At 74.5% G+C, this 16,948-nt stretch carries 17 protein-coding genes; 7 read left to right on the forward strand and 10 right to left on the reverse strand.

Annotated elements, in window-relative coordinates:
• Nucleotides 1-2: 2 nt before the first annotated feature.
• Both ACWHYA_RS00455 and ACWHYA_RS00460 read left to right on the forward strand, forming a co-directional pair.
• Nucleotides 3-806 carry a CoA transferase subunit A gene (locus ACWHYA_RS00455; RefSeq protein WP_425939887.1) on the forward strand — a complete coding sequence of 268 codons (804 nt, stop codon included), beginning with the start codon at nucleotides 3-5 and terminating at the stop codon, nucleotides 804-806.
• A 3-nt stretch (nucleotides 807-809) separates the two neighbouring features.
• Nucleotides 810-1,484, forward strand: coding sequence for a 3-oxoacid CoA-transferase subunit B (locus tag ACWHYA_RS00460; RefSeq protein ID WP_425939885.1), 675 nt, complete (start codon nucleotides 810-812; stop codon nucleotides 1,482-1,484).
• A gap of 3 nt (nucleotides 1,485-1,487) precedes the next feature.
• On the opposite strand, the gene ACWHYA_RS00465 is transcribed toward ACWHYA_RS00460, so the two are convergent.
• Entirely contained in the window at nucleotides 1,488-2,480 is a 993-nt protein-coding gene (locus ACWHYA_RS00465) for a glycosyltransferase family 2 protein (RefSeq protein ID WP_425939883.1), read from the reverse strand.
• Nucleotides 2,481-2,572: 92 nt separating this feature from the next.
• Between ACWHYA_RS00465 and ACWHYA_RS00470 the strand changes: the two genes are divergently transcribed.
• On the forward strand, nucleotides 2,573-3,961 hold the full coding sequence (locus ACWHYA_RS00470; protein ID WP_425939881.1) for an LCP family protein: 1,389 nt from the start codon (nucleotides 2,573-2,575) through the stop codon (nucleotides 3,959-3,961).
• Between the two features lie 44 nt (nucleotides 3,962-4,005).
• The gene (locus tag ACWHYA_RS00475; protein ID WP_425939879.1) at nucleotides 4,006-5,931 is read left to right on the forward strand and encodes a protein kinase domain-containing protein; all 1,926 of its coding nucleotides are present in this window, start codon (nucleotides 4,006-4,008) and stop codon (nucleotides 5,929-5,931) included.
• A 22-nt stretch (nucleotides 5,932-5,953) separates the two neighbouring features.
• Here ACWHYA_RS00475 and ACWHYA_RS00480 read toward each other — a convergent pair whose 3' ends face one another.
• The 4 genes from ACWHYA_RS00480 to ACWHYA_RS00495 form a co-directional block, all read right to left on the reverse strand.
• Nucleotides 5,954-7,015, reverse strand: coding sequence for a serine hydrolase domain-containing protein (locus tag ACWHYA_RS00480; protein ID WP_425939877.1), 1,062 nt, complete (start codon nucleotides 7,013-7,015; stop codon nucleotides 5,954-5,956).
• A gap of 62 nt (nucleotides 7,016-7,077) precedes the next feature.
• Entirely contained in the window at nucleotides 7,078-8,241 is a 1,164-nt protein-coding gene (locus ACWHYA_RS00485; protein ID WP_425939875.1) for an acyl-CoA dehydrogenase family protein, read from the reverse strand.
• Nucleotides 8,242-8,383: 142 nt separating this feature from the next.
• Nucleotides 8,384-8,866 carry a 5-(carboxyamino)imidazole ribonucleotide mutase gene (gene purE, locus ACWHYA_RS00490; RefSeq protein WP_425940044.1) on the reverse strand — a complete coding sequence of 161 codons (483 nt, stop codon included), beginning with the start codon at nucleotides 8,864-8,866 and terminating at the stop codon, nucleotides 8,384-8,386.
• Nucleotides 8,867-8,943: 77 nt separating this feature from the next.
• Nucleotides 8,944-10,176: a 5-(carboxyamino)imidazole ribonucleotide synthase gene (locus ACWHYA_RS00495; RefSeq protein ID WP_425939873.1), complete on the reverse strand. Its 1,233-nt coding sequence runs from the start codon at nucleotides 10,174-10,176 to the stop codon at nucleotides 8,944-8,946.
• A 41-nt stretch (nucleotides 10,177-10,217) separates the two neighbouring features.
• Here ACWHYA_RS00495 and ACWHYA_RS00500 point away from each other — a divergent pair, with 41 nt between their 5' ends.
• Nucleotides 10,218-10,754 (forward strand): GtrA family protein, encoded by a 537-nt coding sequence (locus ACWHYA_RS00500; protein ID WP_425939872.1) that lies wholly within the window; start codon nucleotides 10,218-10,220, stop codon nucleotides 10,752-10,754.
• Here ACWHYA_RS00500 and ACWHYA_RS00505 read toward each other — a convergent pair.
• From ACWHYA_RS00505 to ACWHYA_RS00520, 4 genes are all read right to left on the reverse strand, one after another.
• The gene (locus ACWHYA_RS00505) at nucleotides 10,727-11,788 is read right to left on the reverse strand and encodes a sensor histidine kinase (RefSeq protein ID WP_425939870.1); all 1,062 of its coding nucleotides are present in this window, start codon (nucleotides 11,786-11,788) and stop codon (nucleotides 10,727-10,729) included. The genes ACWHYA_RS00500 and ACWHYA_RS00505 overlap by 28 nt on opposite strands.
• 9 nt (nucleotides 11,789-11,797) lie before the next feature.
• Nucleotides 11,798-12,484: a response regulator transcription factor gene (locus tag ACWHYA_RS00510; RefSeq protein WP_425939868.1), complete on the reverse strand. Its 687-nt coding sequence runs from the start codon at nucleotides 12,482-12,484 to the stop codon at nucleotides 11,798-11,800.
• 70 nt (nucleotides 12,485-12,554) lie between these two features.
• Nucleotides 12,555-13,349 carry an enoyl-CoA hydratase/isomerase family protein gene (locus ACWHYA_RS00515; protein WP_425939866.1) on the reverse strand — a complete coding sequence of 265 codons (795 nt, stop codon included), beginning with the start codon at nucleotides 13,347-13,349 and terminating at the stop codon, nucleotides 12,555-12,557.
• Between the two features lie 51 nt (nucleotides 13,350-13,400).
• Nucleotides 13,401-14,228 (reverse strand): biotin--[acetyl-CoA-carboxylase] ligase, encoded by an 828-nt coding sequence (locus ACWHYA_RS00520; protein ID WP_425939864.1) that lies wholly within the window; start codon nucleotides 14,226-14,228, stop codon nucleotides 13,401-13,403.
• Nucleotides 14,229-14,252: 24 nt separating this feature from the next.
• Between ACWHYA_RS00520 and ACWHYA_RS00525 the strand changes: the two genes are divergently transcribed.
• Together ACWHYA_RS00525 and ACWHYA_RS00530 are read left to right on the forward strand one after the other, a co-directional pair.
• Nucleotides 14,253-15,881, forward strand: a complete 1,629-nt coding sequence (locus ACWHYA_RS00525) for an acyl-CoA carboxylase subunit beta (protein WP_425939862.1) — start codon at nucleotides 14,253-14,255, stop codon at nucleotides 15,879-15,881.
• Nucleotides 15,878-16,162, forward strand: coding sequence for an acyl-CoA carboxylase epsilon subunit (locus ACWHYA_RS00530; protein ID WP_425939860.1), 285 nt, complete (start codon nucleotides 15,878-15,880; stop codon nucleotides 16,160-16,162). Before ACWHYA_RS00525 ends, ACWHYA_RS00530 begins: the two co-directional genes overlap by 4 nt.
• A gap of 93 nt (nucleotides 16,163-16,255) precedes the next feature.
• Here ACWHYA_RS00530 and ACWHYA_RS00535 read toward each other — a convergent pair whose 3' ends face one another.
• The gene (locus ACWHYA_RS00535) at nucleotides 16,256-16,915 is read right to left on the reverse strand and encodes an MOSC domain-containing protein (RefSeq protein WP_425939858.1); all 660 of its coding nucleotides are present in this window, start codon (nucleotides 16,913-16,915) and stop codon (nucleotides 16,256-16,258) included.
• Between the last annotated feature and the right edge of the window lie 33 nt (nucleotides 16,916-16,948).

Below are 16,948 nucleotides of genomic sequence, written 5' to 3' on the forward strand. Positions count from 1 at the left end.
GCATGGACAAAGTCGTTTCCTCCGCCGCGGAGGCCCTGGAGGGCCTCGACGACGGCATGACCGTGACCGTGGGCGGCTTCGGCCTCGCCGGCATCCCGACCGTGCTCATCAGGGAGGTGCTGGCCAAGGGGACCACCGACCTGCAGGTCGTGTCCAACAACCTGGGCATCGACGGCGCGGGGCTGGGGCTGCTCCTGGCCGAGCACCGCATCCGCCGGGTCATCGCCTCCTACGTGGGCGAGAACAAGGAGTTCGCCCGCCAGTACCTCGCCGGCGAGCTCGAGGTCGAGCTCACCCCGCAGGGCACCCTCGCGGAGAAGATGCGCTCCGCCGGCGCGGGGATCCCCGCGTTCTGGACGCCCACTGGCGTCGGGTCCCAGGTCTCGGAGGGGGGCATGCCGTGGCGCTACGACGCGGAGGGGACCGTGGTCAAGGAGTCGCCGCCCAAGGAGAAGCGCGAGTACACCGTGCGCGGTGTGACCCGCGACTACGTGCTCGAGGACTCGATCTTCGCCGACTTCGGCCTGGTCCGGGCGGCGAAGGGCGACCGGCACGGCAACCTCGTCTTCAACCGCTCGGCCCGCAACTTCAACCCGCTGTGCGCGATGGCCGCCCTGGTCTCCGTGGCCGAGGTCGAGGAGCTCGTCGAGCCCGGTGAGCTGGACCCCGACGAGATCCACCTGCCCGGCATCTACGTCCAGCGGGTGCTGGCCCTGACGCCCGAGCAGGCCGCCGACAAGGACATCGAGAAGCGGACCACCCGGCCCCGTCCGGACGCGTCCCCCGACCAGACCCAGGAGGCCTGAGCCATGGCCCTGTCCCGCGAGGAGATGGCGGCCCGCGCGGCCGCCGAGCTCAAGGACGGCGACTACGTCAACCTCGGGATCGGCATGCCGACCCTGGTGCCCAACTACGTGCCCGACGACGTCGAGCTGGTGCTGCAGTCCGAGAACGGCATCCTCGGCGTGGGCCCCTACCCCTACGAGGGCGAGGAGCACCCGGACCTCATCAACGCCGGGAAGGAGACCGTGACGCTGCGCCCCGGCGCCTCGATCTTCGACTCCGCCACCAGCTTCGGGATGATCCGCGGCGGCAAGGTCGACGCCGCGATCCTGGGGGCCATGCAGGTCTCGGCCGCCGGCGACATCGCCAACTGGATGATCCCCGGCAAGATGGTCAAGGGCATGGGCGGCGCGATGGACCTGGTCATGGGGGCCAAGAAGGTCATCGTGCTCATGGACCACGTGGCCAAGGACGGCACCCACAAGATCGTCCAGGAGTGCTCCCTGCCGATCACCGGGCTGAAGGTCGTGCAGCGGATCATCACCGACCTGGCCGTCATCGACGTCACGCCCGACGGACTGGTTCTGCGCGAGGTGGCCCACGGCGTCACCGTGGAGGAGGTCGTGGAGAAGACCGGACCACAGCTGCAGGTCGCGCTCGACGAGCCCACCCCGGAGCCGACGCCACCGACCCAGGGCTGAGGTCTACCGCTCCGGCGAGGGGGCGTCGGGTCCGCGGAGGAACCCGGCGCCCCACGTCAGGTGCATGACGGCCAGCACGCCCGGCATCCGGGCGACCACCCCGGGGGCCTGGTCTCGCGCGATCCACGCCCCGCCGAGGGTGACGGCGGCGGCATACCCCAGCGGCAGCGCCCACAGCGGCCGCCAGGCCAGCCCTCCGAGCGCGCCCACGGCGACGAGGCCCACCGCGGTGGGCGGCGCCAGGTAGCGCAGGTTGACGCTGCCGGGGTGGTGCCGCACGACCTGCCGGCGCCACTGCCCCGTGGTGTAGAACTGCCGGACCAGGTCGCGCCAGGTCGACCGCGGCCGGTAGCTGACGGTCAGCTCGGGGCTGAACCAGACCGTCCCCCCCGCCTCGCGGATGCGGTGGTTGAGCTCCCAGTCCTGGGCCCGCACGAACGTCGGGTCGTAGCCGCCGACCCGCTCGAGCCACGCGCGCCGGAACACGCCCAGGTAGACGGTCTCGGCCGGGCCCGCGGCGCCGCCGACGTGGAAGCGGGCCGCGCCGATCCCCAGCGGCGAGCGCATGGCCACGGCCACCGCCTGCTGCAGCGTGCCCGTCCCCTCGGCCAGCATCACCCCGCCGACATTGGCCGCCCCGGTCTCCTCGAGCAGCTCGACCGCCCGCCGGACGTAGCCCGGCGAGAGCTCCCCGTGCCCGTCCATCCGCACGACCACGTCCTCGTGGGAGGCCGCCACGGCCGCGTTGAGGCCGTCGGGAGTCCGTCCGGAGGGGTTGTCGACGACGACGATCCGGGGGTCGCGCTCCGCGAGTCCGTCGGCGACCTCCCGGGTGCGGTCCGAGCTCGGCCCCACGGCCAGGACAATCTCGAGGCCTCCCGGGTAGTCCTGCGCCAGCACCGAGGCCACCGCGTCCGCCAGGTCGTGCTCCTCGTTGCGCACGGGCATGATCACGGACACGGGGGGGTATGCGGTGGGCCGGGCGGGGGTGCTCACCCCGGAGAGGCTACCGGCGGGCCGGGCGGGGAATCGCCGGGGCGCGCGGGTTCCCAGCCCTCGGACAGGGCGCTGGCCTAGTCTGTGTCGTCGTGCCCCACCGCCCCGAGGATGACTGGACCCGTCCCGTGCCGCGCAGACCGCGGCCCGGACGGCGGCCCGGCGACCGCGCCGGGTGGGACGGGACCGACGGGGGCTACGACGACGGGTACCGGGGGCACGACGACGGGTACCGGGGCTACGAGGACGGGAACCAGGGGGGTGACCAGGGGTACGACGACGTCGGGGACGACCGGACCCGTCCGGTGCCCCGCCAGGACCCGCCGCGCGGTCACTACGACGAGAACGGCGACTGGGTCCCCCGCCCCCGCCCCCGGGACGACGACCGGCAGTTCGGCCGCCGGGAGGGGCGGGAGCGCCCGCTCCCGGCCGCGGCACCCTCGGGTCCTGCGGGCCGGGGACCCGGGCGACCGGCGGCCGGACCGCCCCCTCCGCCCCCTCCGCGCCCTCCCCGGCGGCGTCGTGGACCGCGCTACGGCCTGCGCCGTCTGGGGGTCATCCTGACCCTGGCCGTCGCGGCGTACGTCGTCTCGATGGTGGCCGTGCTCGCCCTGCTCTGGAACGGTCTGGTGCGCGTCGACGCCACCCCCGACACGGACCGGCCGACCACCTCCCCGGGGGCCACCTACCTGCTCGTCGGCACCGACAGCCGCGAGCAGCTGAGCGACGAGCAGCGCGGCGAGTTCGGCACCGGCTCGGCCGAGGGGTCGCGCGCCGACACCGTCATGCTCCTGCACGTGCCGACGATGGGTGAGCCCACGCTCGTGAGCCTGCCCCGGGACTCCTTCGTCACCATCCGCGACCACGGTCTGGACAAGCTCAACGCGGCCCACGCCCGCGGTGGTGCCGAGCTGCTCGTCGACACGGTCGAGCAGGCCACCGGCCTGCGGCTCGACGGCTACCTGGAGATCGGCTTCGGGGGCTTCGTCGGGGTGGTCGAGGAGGTCGGGGGTGTGCGGATGTGCCTGGACGCTCCGATCCAGGACGAGAGGGCGCACATCGACCTGGCCGCCGGCTGCCAGGAGCTCACCGGCCCGGAGGCCCTGGGCTACGTCCGGATGCGCTACAGCGACCCGCGCGGCGACATCGGCCGGGTGGAGCGCCAGCGGGAGTTCCTGGCGGCCCTGGTCTCGCGGATGGCCTCGCCGGCCACCGTGCTCAACCCCGTGCGGCTCTTCGACGTGGGCAGCGCCACCGGCGACGCGGTGGCCGTCGGGGAGGACACCAACGTCGTCGAGGCGGCCCGGATGGCCCTGGCGATGCGCCAGATCGCCTCCGGCGGCGGCGTCTCGGTGACCGTGCCGGTCGCCGACGCCAACTACCAGACGACGGTCGGCAGCGCCGTCCTGTGGGACGAGCAGCGCGCCGACGAGCTCTTCGCCGCCCTGCGGCGCGGCGAGTCTGTCAGCATCGAACCCTGACCGGGCGGAACCGGCCGGACGGCCACGAACGGAGGTGAGCGGGCGTGCCTGAGCAGCGCGACGGCGACGGCGAGGACCTGGAGACCACCCGGCAGACCCCGGTGGACGCACGACCCGACGTGGTCGCGGGGCGCTACCGCATCCTGGGCACCCTCGGCCGGGGCGGTGGCGGCACCGTCTGGCACGCCCGCGACGAGCACCTGGGGCGCGAGGTCGCCCTCAAGCGGGTCGGCGGGGAGGCCGACGCCGAGGTGCTGCTGTCGCGCGGCATGCGGGAGGCGCGGACCAGCGCCGCCCTCGCCCACGACAACGTCGTGCGGGTCTACGACGCCTTCGAGCACGACGGGGCGCCGTGGATCGTCATGGAGCTCGTCCCCGGCCCCTCGCTGGCCTCGCTGCTGGAGGACGGCGGCACGCTGCCGGTCCGCCAGGTGGCGCGGATCGGGGCCCAGGTGGCCACCGCGCTGGCGGCCGCGCACGGTGCCGGCGTCGTGCACCGGGACGTCAAGCCGGGCAACGTGCTGCTCACCGACGCGAGCGGCCGCGACGCCAAGCTCACCGACTTCGGCATCGCCCGGGCCGAGGAGGACCACCAGCTGACCAGGACCGGGATGGTCTCCGGCACGGCGGCCTACTTCTCCCCCGAGGTCGCCGCCGGTGACGACCCCTCGGCAGCGGCGGACGTGTGGGCGCTGGGCGCCACGCTCTACACCGCCGTCGAGGGTCGCCGGCCCTATCCGGACGCCGCCAACCCGGTGGCCCAGCTCCACACGATCGTGCGTGACCGTCCCCGCCCGCCCGAGCGGGCGGGTGCGCTCACCCCGGTGCTGGCGGGCATGCTCGACCCCGATCCGCGGACGCGCTGGACCGCCGCACGGGCGGCCGAGGGCCTCTCGGCGGTGGCCCGCGGCGAGCACCCGGGAGGACCGGGAGCCGCGGGAGCGGGCGGCGCAGCGGGCGCGGCCGGAGCAGCGGGTGCGGCCGGTGCCGGGGCCGCGGCGATCGCGGCCGCGGCCGCCGCCCGCGCGCAGGAGGCGGCCGTGACCGAGCAGGTCCGGCACTCCCCCCACGGTGGAGACACCCGGGTCGTGCCGCACGGCGGTCCCGCCTCCGGGTCGGCCCCGCCCGGCCAGGAGGACGGCCGGTTCACGTCGTCCGCCGCCGCCGGACGCGCCGGTCCGGGCCGAGGTCCTTCCCACCTCGCCCCCGGCCCAGCCGGTCGCGGCCCGACCAGTGACGGCCCGACCGGCCCCGGCCCGACCAGTGACGGCCCGACCGGCGCCGGTCCCGGCGGCCCCCGCACCCGGGGCCGCAGCCGGGCGGGTCGTCTGCTGGCCTGGCTGGTGGCCGTCCCCCTCGTCCTGCTCCTGGGCTGGCTCGTCTGGACGATCGCCACCACGGGCGGCCTGGGCGGGACCCCCGACCGCCCCACGGCCACCGCCGGCCAGCCGGTGACCGTGGCCGAGGCCGAGGAGACCGCCCGGGAGTTCTACCGGCGGCTGCAGGAGGACGGTCTCGCCGGCGCCAGGGAGGTGACCGTCCCGGGCATCTCGATCGACGAGCGGATCGCCGAGGGGCTCCAGCAGGTCGACGTGCAGGACGTCGTCGGCACCGAACGCCCCGATGGCGGGGTGGACCTGGTGACGACCGTCGCCTACGACTACGGCGGACCCGTGCCCGTCGTGCAGCAGGAGAACCTGCAGGTCGCCCGCCCGGAGCTGGAGCCGCTCGTCGTGCTGCGCAGCACGACGACGATCTCCGGCCTGCCCGACCCGGCCGGCACGCCGGACCCGGGGACGGAGCCGGCGCCCGAGCCTGCCGACGACGGGGCGGAGGACCCTGCGCAAGAGAACCCTCCGGAGGAGGACCCTGCGGACCCGGACCCGGACGCGGAGGGCGGCGAGCAGGACGTCCCGCAGGAGGGCGCCCAGCCCGGCGACGGCGAGGGTGCCACGGGCGAGGCTCCCTGAGCGGGCCGGTCCTGCCCCGGGCTCAGCGCCCCAGCACCGCGCCCACGAGCGACCTCGTCAGGTCGGGAAGCCCCGGGACCGCCTCCTCGTCCACGTTGGCCAGGACCACCAGGGTGGTGCCGTCCGCCGGACGGCGGAGCGCGACGGCGAACACCCCGGGGTCCCCGCCGTCCTTGCCGAAGACGCCGTCGTCGCGGATCTCGACGCCGTAGCCGACCGACCACGCTCCCCCGGCCCGCACGCGCGGGGTGAGCAGGTCCGCGGGGGCGACCCCGCGCCATACCCCTCCCTGCTGCACCGCGCGCAGGAACCGTTCGACGTCCCGGGCGGTGACCACCGCTCCCCCGTCGCCGCCACCGACGGGGTGGACGGAGTAGATGTTCGTGCGCCACGGGCGGCCCGGGCCCAGCGGCGGCAGGTGACCGGTCGCCACGTCCGGGTGGACCTCGTCGAAGGCGGGGTAGCCGCTGTCCGTCATCCCGGCGGGCTCCAGCACCCTCGTCGTCACGGCCTCGACGAAGGGCATCCCCGAGACGTGCGACAGCAGGATCCCCAGCAGCACGTAGCCCGCGTTGCTGTAGTGGTAGGCGGTGCCCGGCGGGCACACCGGGGGCAGGTCCGCGAAGAGCGGCAGGAGCGCCGCGTAGTCGCGGACCCGGTAGTTGGGGACCCGGTCCCAGATGTCGCCGTAGTCCTCCCGGTACCCCGGCAGGTCCTCGTCCTCCTCGAAGTAGTCGGCGATGCCGGAGGTGTGCGAGAGCAGGTGGTGGACCGTGACGTCCGGGCTCAGGGTGCCGGGGCGCAGCTCCGGGGGCAGGACGTCGACCAGGCGGTCGTGCACCCCCATCTCCTCCCGCCCCGCGGCGTCGAGGACCCCGACCGCGGTGAACATCTTGCTGAGGGAGGCGGTGGCGAACCGGGTGCCGGGATGCACGGGTATGCCGCCCGCCCGGTCGGCGAGGCCCAGGCAGGACTCCAGCAGCACCTCCTCGTCGCGGGAGACCCGCAGGATCCCGGAGAGGCCGTCCTCGACCTCGAGGCGGCGCGCCTCGTCCAGGACGTCCTGCCAGGGGTGCGCACTCATGGGCCCAGTCTGCCGAGCCCCACGCCGGGCGGCCAGGGGTTTTCGGGACGGGCGGGCAGGGACTACCCCTTGAGCAGCTGGCGCGCCATGACGACCCGCTGGATCTGGTTGGTCCCCTCGTAGATCTGGGTGATCTTGGCGTCGCGCATCATCCGCTCGACCGGGAAGTCCCTGGTGTAGCCGTAGCCGCCGAAGAGCTGCACCGCGTCGGTGGTGACCTCCATCGCCACGTCGGAGGCGAAGCACTTGGCCGCGGCCCCGAAGAAGGTCAGGTCGTCGTCGCCGCGCTCGGACTTGGCCGCCGCCACGTAGACCATCTGGCGGGCCGCCTCGAGCTTCATCCCCATGTCGGCGAGCATGAACTGCACGCCCTGGAACTCCGCGACCGCCTTGCCGAACTGCTGGCGCTCCTTGACGTAGGCCAGGGCGGCGTCCAGGGCGCCCTGCGCGATGCCCACCGCCTGGGCGCCGATCGTGACCCGGGTGTGGTCGAGGGTGCGCAGAGCGATCTTCAGGCCCTCACCGGGCCCGCCGACCATCCGGTCGGCGGGGATGCGGCAGTCGTCGAAGTGCAGCTCCCGCGTGGGGCTGCCCTTGATCCCCATCTTCTTCTCCGGGGCGCCGAAGGTGAAGCCCGCGTCGTCCTTCTCCACGACGAACGCGCTGACGTTGCGCCCCCTGGGGCCGTCGGGGTCGGTGACGGCCATGACCGTGTAGAACTGCGACTCGCCAGCGTTGGTGATCCAGGACTTCTGCCCGTTGAGGACGTAGTGGTCGCCGTCGGGGGTCGCGATCGCCTTGCACGTCATCCCGGCGGTGTCGGACCCGGCGCCCGCCTCGGACAGGCCGTAGGAGAACATCGCCTCGCCGCGGGCGACCGGCGGCAGGTACTTCTGCTTGATCTCCTCGCTCGCCGCCAGGAGCAGCGGCACCGTGCCGAGCTTGTTGACCGCGGGGATGAGCGAGGAGCTGGCGCAGCCGCGGGCGACCTCCTCGATGACGATGCAGGTGGCCAGGGCGTCGGCACCGACCCCGTCGTACTCCTCCGGGACGTGCGGAGCGTGGAAGTCGGTCGCCACGAGCGCCTTGAGCGCCTCGACGGGGAAGCGGCCCTCCTCGTCGACGGAGGCGGCGTGCGGGGTGATCTGCGCCGCCGTGACCTCGCGCACCGCCTCGCGCAGCGCCTCGTGGTCCTCGTTGATCCGGAACAGGTCGAAGTCGCTCATGGGCCGCAGCCTACTCGCGGGTCAGCGGGGCGGACCGCCCGGTCCGGTCTGCCCAGGGCGGACCCGGCCCTGGGGCACGAAGGGTCCGAAGCCCACGGCGCCAGACCCAGCCCCGGGGCGGCGCGGCCGCCCCGGGGGGCGGTCAGCGGTGCCGCTCCCGCAGTCGCACGCCCTTGGCGTGCGCCTGGTCGCGCAGGTCGTCGGCGAACCGGGCCAGCTGCTCCCGCCAGGCCGCCGCCCGTCCCCCCTCACCCGCGGCGAGCACGCGGACCGCCAGCAGGCCGGCGTTGCGGGCCCCGGCGACGGAGACGGTGGCCACCGGGATGCCCGCCGGCATCTGGACGATGGACAGCAGGGAGTCCATGCCGTCGAGGTGCTTGAGCGGCACGGGCACGCCGATCACGGGCAGCACGGTCACCGAGGCGAGCATGCCGGGCAGGTGGGCGGCACCGCCGGCACCGGCGACGATCACCCGCAGGCCGCGGTCGGCGGCCGAGCGGCCGTACTCGATCATCTCCGTCGGCATCCGGTGCGCGGAGACGACGTCGGCCTCGTAGGGGACGCCGAACTCCTCGAGCACCGAGGCGGCGGCCTCCATCACTGGCCAGTCGCTGTCGCTGCCCATCACCAGGCCGACGAGCGGCGCGGGCGCCTGGGTGGGGGGCGCGGAGGTGGGGACCACCCCGGGGGTCTCGTCGGTGCTCACTCGGTCACCACTCCTTGGAGGTAGTCGGCGGCGTGCCGGGCACGCTCCCGGAGGGCGGGGAGGAAGCCGGCGTCGAGGTCGTCCCCGAACACCGTCACGTGGCCCAGCTTGCGTCCCGGACGCACACCCTTGCCGTAGAGGTGGATCTTCAGCCCCGGGTCGCGCGCCATGAGGTGGCGGTAGGTCGGGTACAGGTCGGGGTGCTCGCCGCCCAGCACGTTCGCCATCACCGTCCACCCGGAGCGGGCCGAGGGGTCGCCCAGCGGCAGGTCCAGGACCGCGCGCAGGTGCTGCTCGAACTGGCTGGTGACCGCCCCCTCGATCGTCCAGTGGCCGCTGTTGTGGGGGCGCATCGCCAGCTCGTTGACCAGGTAGCCCGGCGCCCCGTCGGGCCCCCGCACCTCGAACATCTCCACGGCCAGCACGCCGGTCACCTCCAGCTCGCCCACGATCCGCAGGGCGCCCTCCGTGGCCGCGCTGGCCAGCTCCTCGTCCAGCTCCGGGGCCGGGGCCAGCACCTCGGTGCAGATGCCGTCGGTCTGGACCGTCTCCACCACCGGCCAGGCCGCGGCCTGGCCCGAGGGGCTGCGGGCCACGAGCACGGCCAGCTCGCGGGTGAAGTCCACGGCCTCCTCCAGGAGGATCCCGTCGGCCAGCGCACCCGGCTCGCCCACCTGCCCGAGCCAGTCGTCCAGGTCGGCCGCGCCGCGGCATACCCGCACCCCCTTGCCGTCGTAGCCCCCGCGCGGGGTCTTGGCCACGACGGGCCAGCCCGCCCGGGCGGCGAAGTCCTCCACGTCCTGGGCGCTGCGGGCGCAGGTCCAGGCGGGGCACGGGATGCCGAGGTCGGTCAGCCGACGGCGCATGGCCAGCTTGTCCTGCGCGTGGACCAGCGCCTCCGGCGAGGGGTGCACCGGCACCCCCGCGCGGACCAGCTCGTCGAGCACCTCGGCCGGCACGTGCTCGTGGTCGAAGGTCACCACGTCGCAGTGCCGGGCCCACTCCAGGACGGCGGCGGCGTCGGTGTGCGCCCCGACCGGGCTGTGCGGCACGACAAGCGCGGCGCTGGCGTCCTCGGACTCGGCCAGCACGGACAGCGTCAGCGACAGGCCGACCGCGGGCGGCTGGCACATCCGGGCCAGCTGCCCGCCGCCGACGATGCCGACGACCGGGAACCCGCCCTCGGCACGAAGGGGCGGGGAGGGGGACGGGGTGGGTGCGGTGCTCACGGAGGCCGAGCCTATCCAGTTCGGTTGCGTAGACTCCCGCGGTGCCCTCCGCCCGACCCTCCGTGGCCGCCCGCCTGCGCGCGGCGTGGCGGTCCCTCGTGGCCGAGGTCGCCAAGTTCGGCACCGTGGGCGCGGTCGCGTTCGTGCTGGACACGACGCTGTACAACCTGCTGGTGTTCGGGCTGCCGGGCCTGACGGAGGGACCGCTGGCCGGCGCCCCGCTGCTGGGCAAGGTCCTGTCCACGAGCGTGGCGACGATGTTCTCCTGGATGGGCAACCGGTGGTGGACCTTCCGGCGGCGGCGCAGCGAGGCGATGGGCCGCGAGCTGGTCCTGTTCGTCCTCTTCAACGCCGTCGGCCTGGGCATCGCGCTGGCCTGCCTGGCGATCTCCCGCTACGTGCTGGGGCTGGACAGCCAGCTGGCCGACAACGTGGCCGCCAACGGCATCGGGCTCGCGCTGGGCACGCTGTTCCGGTTCTGGGCCTACCGCACGTTCGTCTTCCGCGAGGAGCTCGCCGAGGAGGAGCGCGAGGCCCGCCGGGCGGCGGCTCAGGGCATCTCGGCCAGGGTCAGGTAGAGGGAGAACATCGGCGGAGCCAGCCGGGTGAGCTCCAGCCGTCCGCCGAGCGACTCGGCCGTCTCGCGGGCGACGGCCAGGCCCAGGCCGGTGCCGCCGCCGGTGGTCACCGCCCGGTCGAAGACCGAGCGGGACATCTCCAGCGCGATGCCCGCCCCCTCGTCGGCGACGGTGAAGACCGCGGAGGGTCCGGAGCGGCCGGCGTGCACGTGGACCGTGCCGGCCCCGTGCAGGAGCGAGTTCTCGACCAGGGTGTTGAGCACCTGCGACAGGGAGGACGCGCTCGCCTCGACGATCATGCCGCGCTCGCTGGTGAGGACGATCTCGCGGCCCTCCTCCTCCAGGGCCGGCGTCCACTCGGCGTCCAGGCCGGCGAGCACCTGGTCCACGGAGGAGAGCCCGCCCCCCGAGGCGTGCCCCACGCGGGTGCGGCGCAGCAGCTCGTCCACCACCCCGGTCAGCCGTTCGACCTGGCTGATGGCGATGTCCGCCTCGTGCCTGGCGACCGCGGCGTCATCGGCCTGGGCGATCTCCTCCAGCCGCAGGAGGAGCGCGGCCAGGGGGGTGCGCAGCTGGTGGGAGGCGTCGGCGGCGAAGGAGCGCTCGGACACCAGTGCCCGGGCGAAGGTGGTGTGGTGGCGGTCCACCTCCCGCACGATCGCGTCGATCTCGGGGACGCTCTGGGGCCACGGGCCCGGCTCCACGAACCGGCCCGGCCGGGCCTCGGGGTCCAGGGCGAACCCTCCGGAGGCCATCTCGTCGGCCCGGTGGGCCAGCCGGCGCAGGGGGTCGATCACCGTCTCGCCGACGTGGTCGGCCTGGTGGCGGGCCAGGGGGAAGCTGATGCCGACGACCGCGAGCGCACCGGACACGGTGGCGATGAGCAGGCCCCACCAGGGCAGCCCGCCGGGCTCACCCCCGGTCGCGCTCTGGACCTGCGCCAGGATCCAGCCGATCGCGACCAAGACCCCGGAGACGACCCCCAGCACGGACAGGGCGACCCGTCGGGCGAGCTCGCGGAAGACCGCCCGCACGGCGCGGCCTCAGTCCTGGGGGTCGTTCTGGAAGCGGAAGCCCACCCCGCGGACGGTGACGATGTAGCGCGGGTCGTGGGCGTCGTCGCCGATCTTGCGGCGCAGCACCGAGACGTGCATGTCCAGGGTCTTGGTCGAGCCGTACCAGCTGTCCCACACCTCGCGCATGAGCACCTCGCGGGGGACGACACGGCCCTCCTCGCGCATGAGGACGCGGAGCAGGTCGAACTCCTTGGTCGTCAGGCGGACCTCCTCGTCGTGGAGGAACACCCGCCGGGCGTCGACGTCGATGCGCAGCGACCCCGGCGAGGGGCGCGTCGGCGGTTCCGGGCCGCGCCGCAGCAGCGCCCGGACGCGGGCGAGCAGCTCGCCGAGCCGGAACGGCTTGCTCACGTAGTCGTCGGCTCCGGCGTCCAGCCCCACGACGGTGTCGATCTCCTCGGTGCGGGCGGTCAGCATCAGCACGGGGATCCCGATGCCGGCGTCCCGCAGCCCGCGGCAGACGGCCAGGCCGTCGAGCCGGGGCAGCCCCAGGTCGAGCACGAGCAGGTCGTAGACGCCGGTGCGCGAGCCCTCGGTCAGGGCGGCGCGGCCGTCCTCGGCGACGGTGACCTCGTACCCCTCGCGTCGCAGGGCCCGCGCCAGCGGTTCCGAGATCGTGGGGTCGTCCTCGGCCAGCAGCACCTTGGTGCTCACGTCGTCCTCCTCCCGTCGGTCCGGCGCCCGACGGGCACCCGGACAGAACAGTATGCGCTGGGTCGGGGGCTCAGCGCCCCGGCCACCGGGGGGTGCGCTTCTCGGCGAAGGCGGCCACGCCCTCCGCACGGTCGCCGCTGAAGGCCGTGGCGCGCCAGGCCCCGTCCTCGATCTCCAGCCCGGCGGCGAGGTCGGCCCCCATGCCCAGGCGCATCGCGCGCTTGGCGTTGCGCACGGCCACGGGGGAGTTGCCGGCGATCAGCGTCGCCAGCTCCAGGGCGCGGTCGCGCGCGGTGCCGGCGGTCACGAGCTCGTCCAGGACGCCGAGCTCGTGACCCTCCCGGGCCGTCATCCGTCGACCGGTGAAGATCATCGACGCGGCCCGGGACCACCCCACCCTGCGGGTGACCAGCTGGGTGCCCCCGCCGCCGGGCACCACCCCGACGCCGACCTCGGGCAGGCCGACGGTCGCCTCCTCGCCGGCCACGACGAGGTCGCAGCTGAGCGCGATCTCCAGCCCGCCCCCGAGGGCATAACCCTCGACCGCCGCGACGGCCGGCACGGGCAGGTCGAGCACGGCCCGGTAGGCCTTCCGGGTGACCAGCCGGTGGTCCATCATCTGGGCGTCCGTGAAGCCGTTGCGCTCCTTGAGGTCGGCACCGACGCAGAAGGCCCGGGGGGAGGTGCTGGTGACGACCACGGCGCGCACGCCGTCGTCGGCTGCGAGCCCGGTCATCGTCGCGGTGATCTCGCGGGAGAGGTCGGTGCTGATCGCGTTCATCGCGGCGGGCCGGTCGAGGGCCACCTCGACCACGTGACCGTCCTCCCCGTGCCGGGTGACCTGCAGCATCGTGGGTGCGTCCATGGCTGGCAGGGTAGCGTCCGGCGCCGCCCCGACCGCGGGTGACCCGCTGGCTCACCCCGGCCGGACGTGCTCCACGTCGCCGGCGTGGTGCACGCTGCGGCCCTCCGGTCCCTCGACCACGAGGGCTCCGTCGGGATCGACGCTCACGGCGGTCCCCCGGGTGCGGCCTCCGTCGGGCCGGTGCACCAGCACCGGGCGCCCGACCGTGAGGCAGTGCTCGAGGTATGCCGTGCGCACGGCCCCCACTCCCGCGACGTCCCCCTCGGCGAGCCGCCCGTGCAGGTCGGCCAGGTGGTGCAGGTAGTGCTCGAGCAGGTCCGTCCGGGCATCCTCGGGCAGCGGGGCGCCGCCGCGGGCCAGCCGCCACGAGGTGGCCGTGGGGACGGGCAGCTCGTCCGACGCGTGGTCGACGTTCAGGCCCGTGCCGACGACGACGGCGCGGGCAGGGGCGTCCGCCACCTGGGTCAGGATCCCGGCGACCTTGCCCCACGCCCGGCCGTCGTCGGTGGTGCGGACGGGCTGCTGGGAAGGGTCCGGGGTGCGCGATACGTCCGGGCCGCGCAGGAGCGCCAGCACGTCGTTGGGCCACTTGAGGGCCGCCGGTACCGGCCACCGGCTCTCGGTCAGCGCCCGCACGAGCGCCAGGCCGGCGACGAGGGGGAGCCAGCCCATCGACCCGGGGGGCACGGGCGGGACCACGGCGCTGATCGCCATACCCCTCCCGGGCGGGGAGTCCCAGCGCCGTCCTCGCCGCCCCCGGCCCTCGCTCTGGTGGTCGGCGACGACGACCCGGCCGGGCCGTGGAGCCGCCAGGGCCTCGGTGTTGGTGGAGCCGATCGACTCGTGCCGCTCGGGTGCGGCCCATCGCACGACGCTCATGCGGTCAAGGGTAGGTTCGGACCCATGAGTGAGACCGTCAGCGCCGACCCGACCGGCGAGAGCAGCAGCGAGGGGCCCGACCTGCGCACGACCGCCGGCCGGCTCGCCGACCTGCGCGCCCGGGTCGACGACGCCGTGCACGCCGGATCCGCCAAGGCCGTGGAGAAGCAGCACGCCCGGGGCAAGAAGACCGCCCGCGAGCGGGTCGAGGCCCTGCTGGACGATGGGAGCTTCACCGAGCTGGACGCCCTGGCGCGGCACCGCTCGACCGCGTTCGGGCAGGAGCGGAACCGGCCCTACGGGGACGGGGTCATCACCGGGTACGGGACGATCGACGGCCGGCCGGTCGCGGTCTTCTCCCAGGACTTCACCGTCTTCGGGGGGTCGCTGGGCGAGGTCTTCGGCGAGAAGATCGTCAAGGTCATGGACCTGGCGATGAAGATCGGCTGCCCGGTCGTGGGGATCAACGACTCCGGCGGGGCCCGCATCCAGGAGGGCGTGGTCGCCCTGGGCCTGTACGCCGAGATCTTCCGCCGCAACGTCGACGCCTCCGGGGTCATCCCCCAGATCTCGCTCGTTCTGGGTCCGTGCGCGGGCGGCGCGGTCTACTCCCCGGCGATCACCGACTTCGTCGTCATGGTCGACCAGACCTCGCACATGTTCATCACCGGGCCGGACGTCATCAAGACGGTCACCGGGGAGGACGTGACCTTCGAGGAGCTGGGCGGGGCCCGCACGCACAACTCGACCTCCGGCGTGGCGCACTACATGGCCAGCGACGAGGACGACGCGCTCGACTACGTCAAGGAGCTGCTCGGCTTCCTGCCGCAGAACAACCTCGAGGACCCGCCGGCCTTCGACGCCGAGGTGGACGAGGAGGTCGACGCCGAGGACGAGGCCCTGGACACCCTCGTGCCGGACTCCCCCAACGTGCCCTACGACATCAAGACCGCGATCAGGACCGTGGTCGACGACGGCGACTTCCTGGAGGTCCAGGAGCTGTTCGCGCCCAACATCGTGGTCGGGTTCGGCCGGGTCGAGGGCCGGTCGGTGGGCATCGTGGCCAACCAGCCGATGCAGCTGGCCGGGACCCTGGACATCGACGCCTCGGAGAAGGCCGCCCGGTTCGTGCGCACGTGCGACGCGTTCAACCTGCCGATCCTCACCTTCGTCGACGTGCCCGGGTTCCTGCCCGGCACCGACCAGGAGTTCGGCGGCATCATCCGGCGCGGGGCCAAGCTGCTCTACGCCTACGCCGAGGCGACGGTGCCGCTCGTCACGGTCATCACGCGCAAGGCCTACGGCGGCGCCTACGACGTCATGGGATCCAAGCACCTGGGGGCCGACGTCAACCTGGCCTGGCCGACGGCGCAGATCGCGGTCATGGGGGCCCAGGGGGCCGCGAACATCCTCTACCGGCGCGAGCTGGCCACGGTCGCCGCCGAGGGCGGGGACGTCGAGGCCGAGCGTCAGCGCCGGATCCAGGAGTACGAGGACACCCTGGCCAACCCCTACGTGGCGGCCGAGCGCGGGTACGTCGACGCGGTCATCGAGCCGTCCCAGACCCGGGTGCAGGTGGCCAGGGCGCTGCGCCACCTGCGCTCCAAGCGGTCCAACCGGGCACCGCGCAAGCACGGGAACATCCCCCTGTGAGCGGCGGGCCGACCGCGGGTGAGGACCGGACCGCGGGGGACGACGCGACCGCGGGCGAGGGCGTGCCGGCCGGGACCGGGGTCATCCGGGTCGAGCGCGGCAACCCCACCCCCGAGCAGGTGGCGGCCCTGGCCGTGGTGCTTGCTGCTGCCGGCTCGGGCGACGGGGGGTCCGGCGACGGCCCCCACCGCCGGACCCTCTGGACCGCGCGGTCCCGCTTCGCCCGACCCCGTCCGGCCGTCGGTCCCGACGGCTGGCGGGCCTCGGCCCTGCCGCGCTGAGCGGACGGCTGGCGGGCCTTCGCCCTGCCGCGCTGAGCGGACGGCTGGCGGGCCTTCGCCCTGCCGCGCCGACCCGCCGTATGGCGCGCCTCCTCAGCCCTTCGCGCGGACGCGGGCGGCGAGCCTCTCGTGGTACATCGCCGGCAGGCAGGACGCGGCGAGCACCTTGACGGCCGCCGCGTCGTCCCCCATCGCCGCCGCGAACGCCACCCGCATGTCGATGTCGTGGTCCGGCGGTGCGAGCACCTCGATCTCGTCGCCGGCCCGCACCGTCCCCGGGACGACGACCCGCAGGTAGACGCCGCACCGGCCACGCTCGGTGAACCGTCGCACCCAGCCCCGCTCACCGAGATGCCCGGCGAACGTGGAGCACGGCGAGCGCGCCACCGACACCTCCAGCACGACCTCCTCGCCCACCCGCAGCCGCTGGTTGAGCAGGAGGCTCTCCAGGTCGACGCCCTCGGTGGTGAGGTTCTCCCCGAAGGTGCCGTCCGAGAGCCCGCGGGCCAGCTCACCCTCCCAGTGGTCCAGCTCCTCCCGGGCGTAGGCGTAGACCGCCTTGTGGGCGCCGCCGTGGTGGCGCTCGTCCCCCACGTGGTCCCCGACGACCCCCGAGCCGTCGCCGTAGCTCGGCCCGGGACGCGCGACCTCGATCGCCGGGACGGGGCGCTTGTCGATCCCGGTCGCGTAGGGCTTGCCTCCCGGTTCCGGCTTGGGGTGGGCCACGTTGGTGGAGCGGACGCGCGCAGTCATGGACGACACGGTATGCGCCCGGGCACGCCGCGA

The sequence above is a fragment of the Ornithinimicrobium carbonis genome (genome assembly GCF_977012275.1).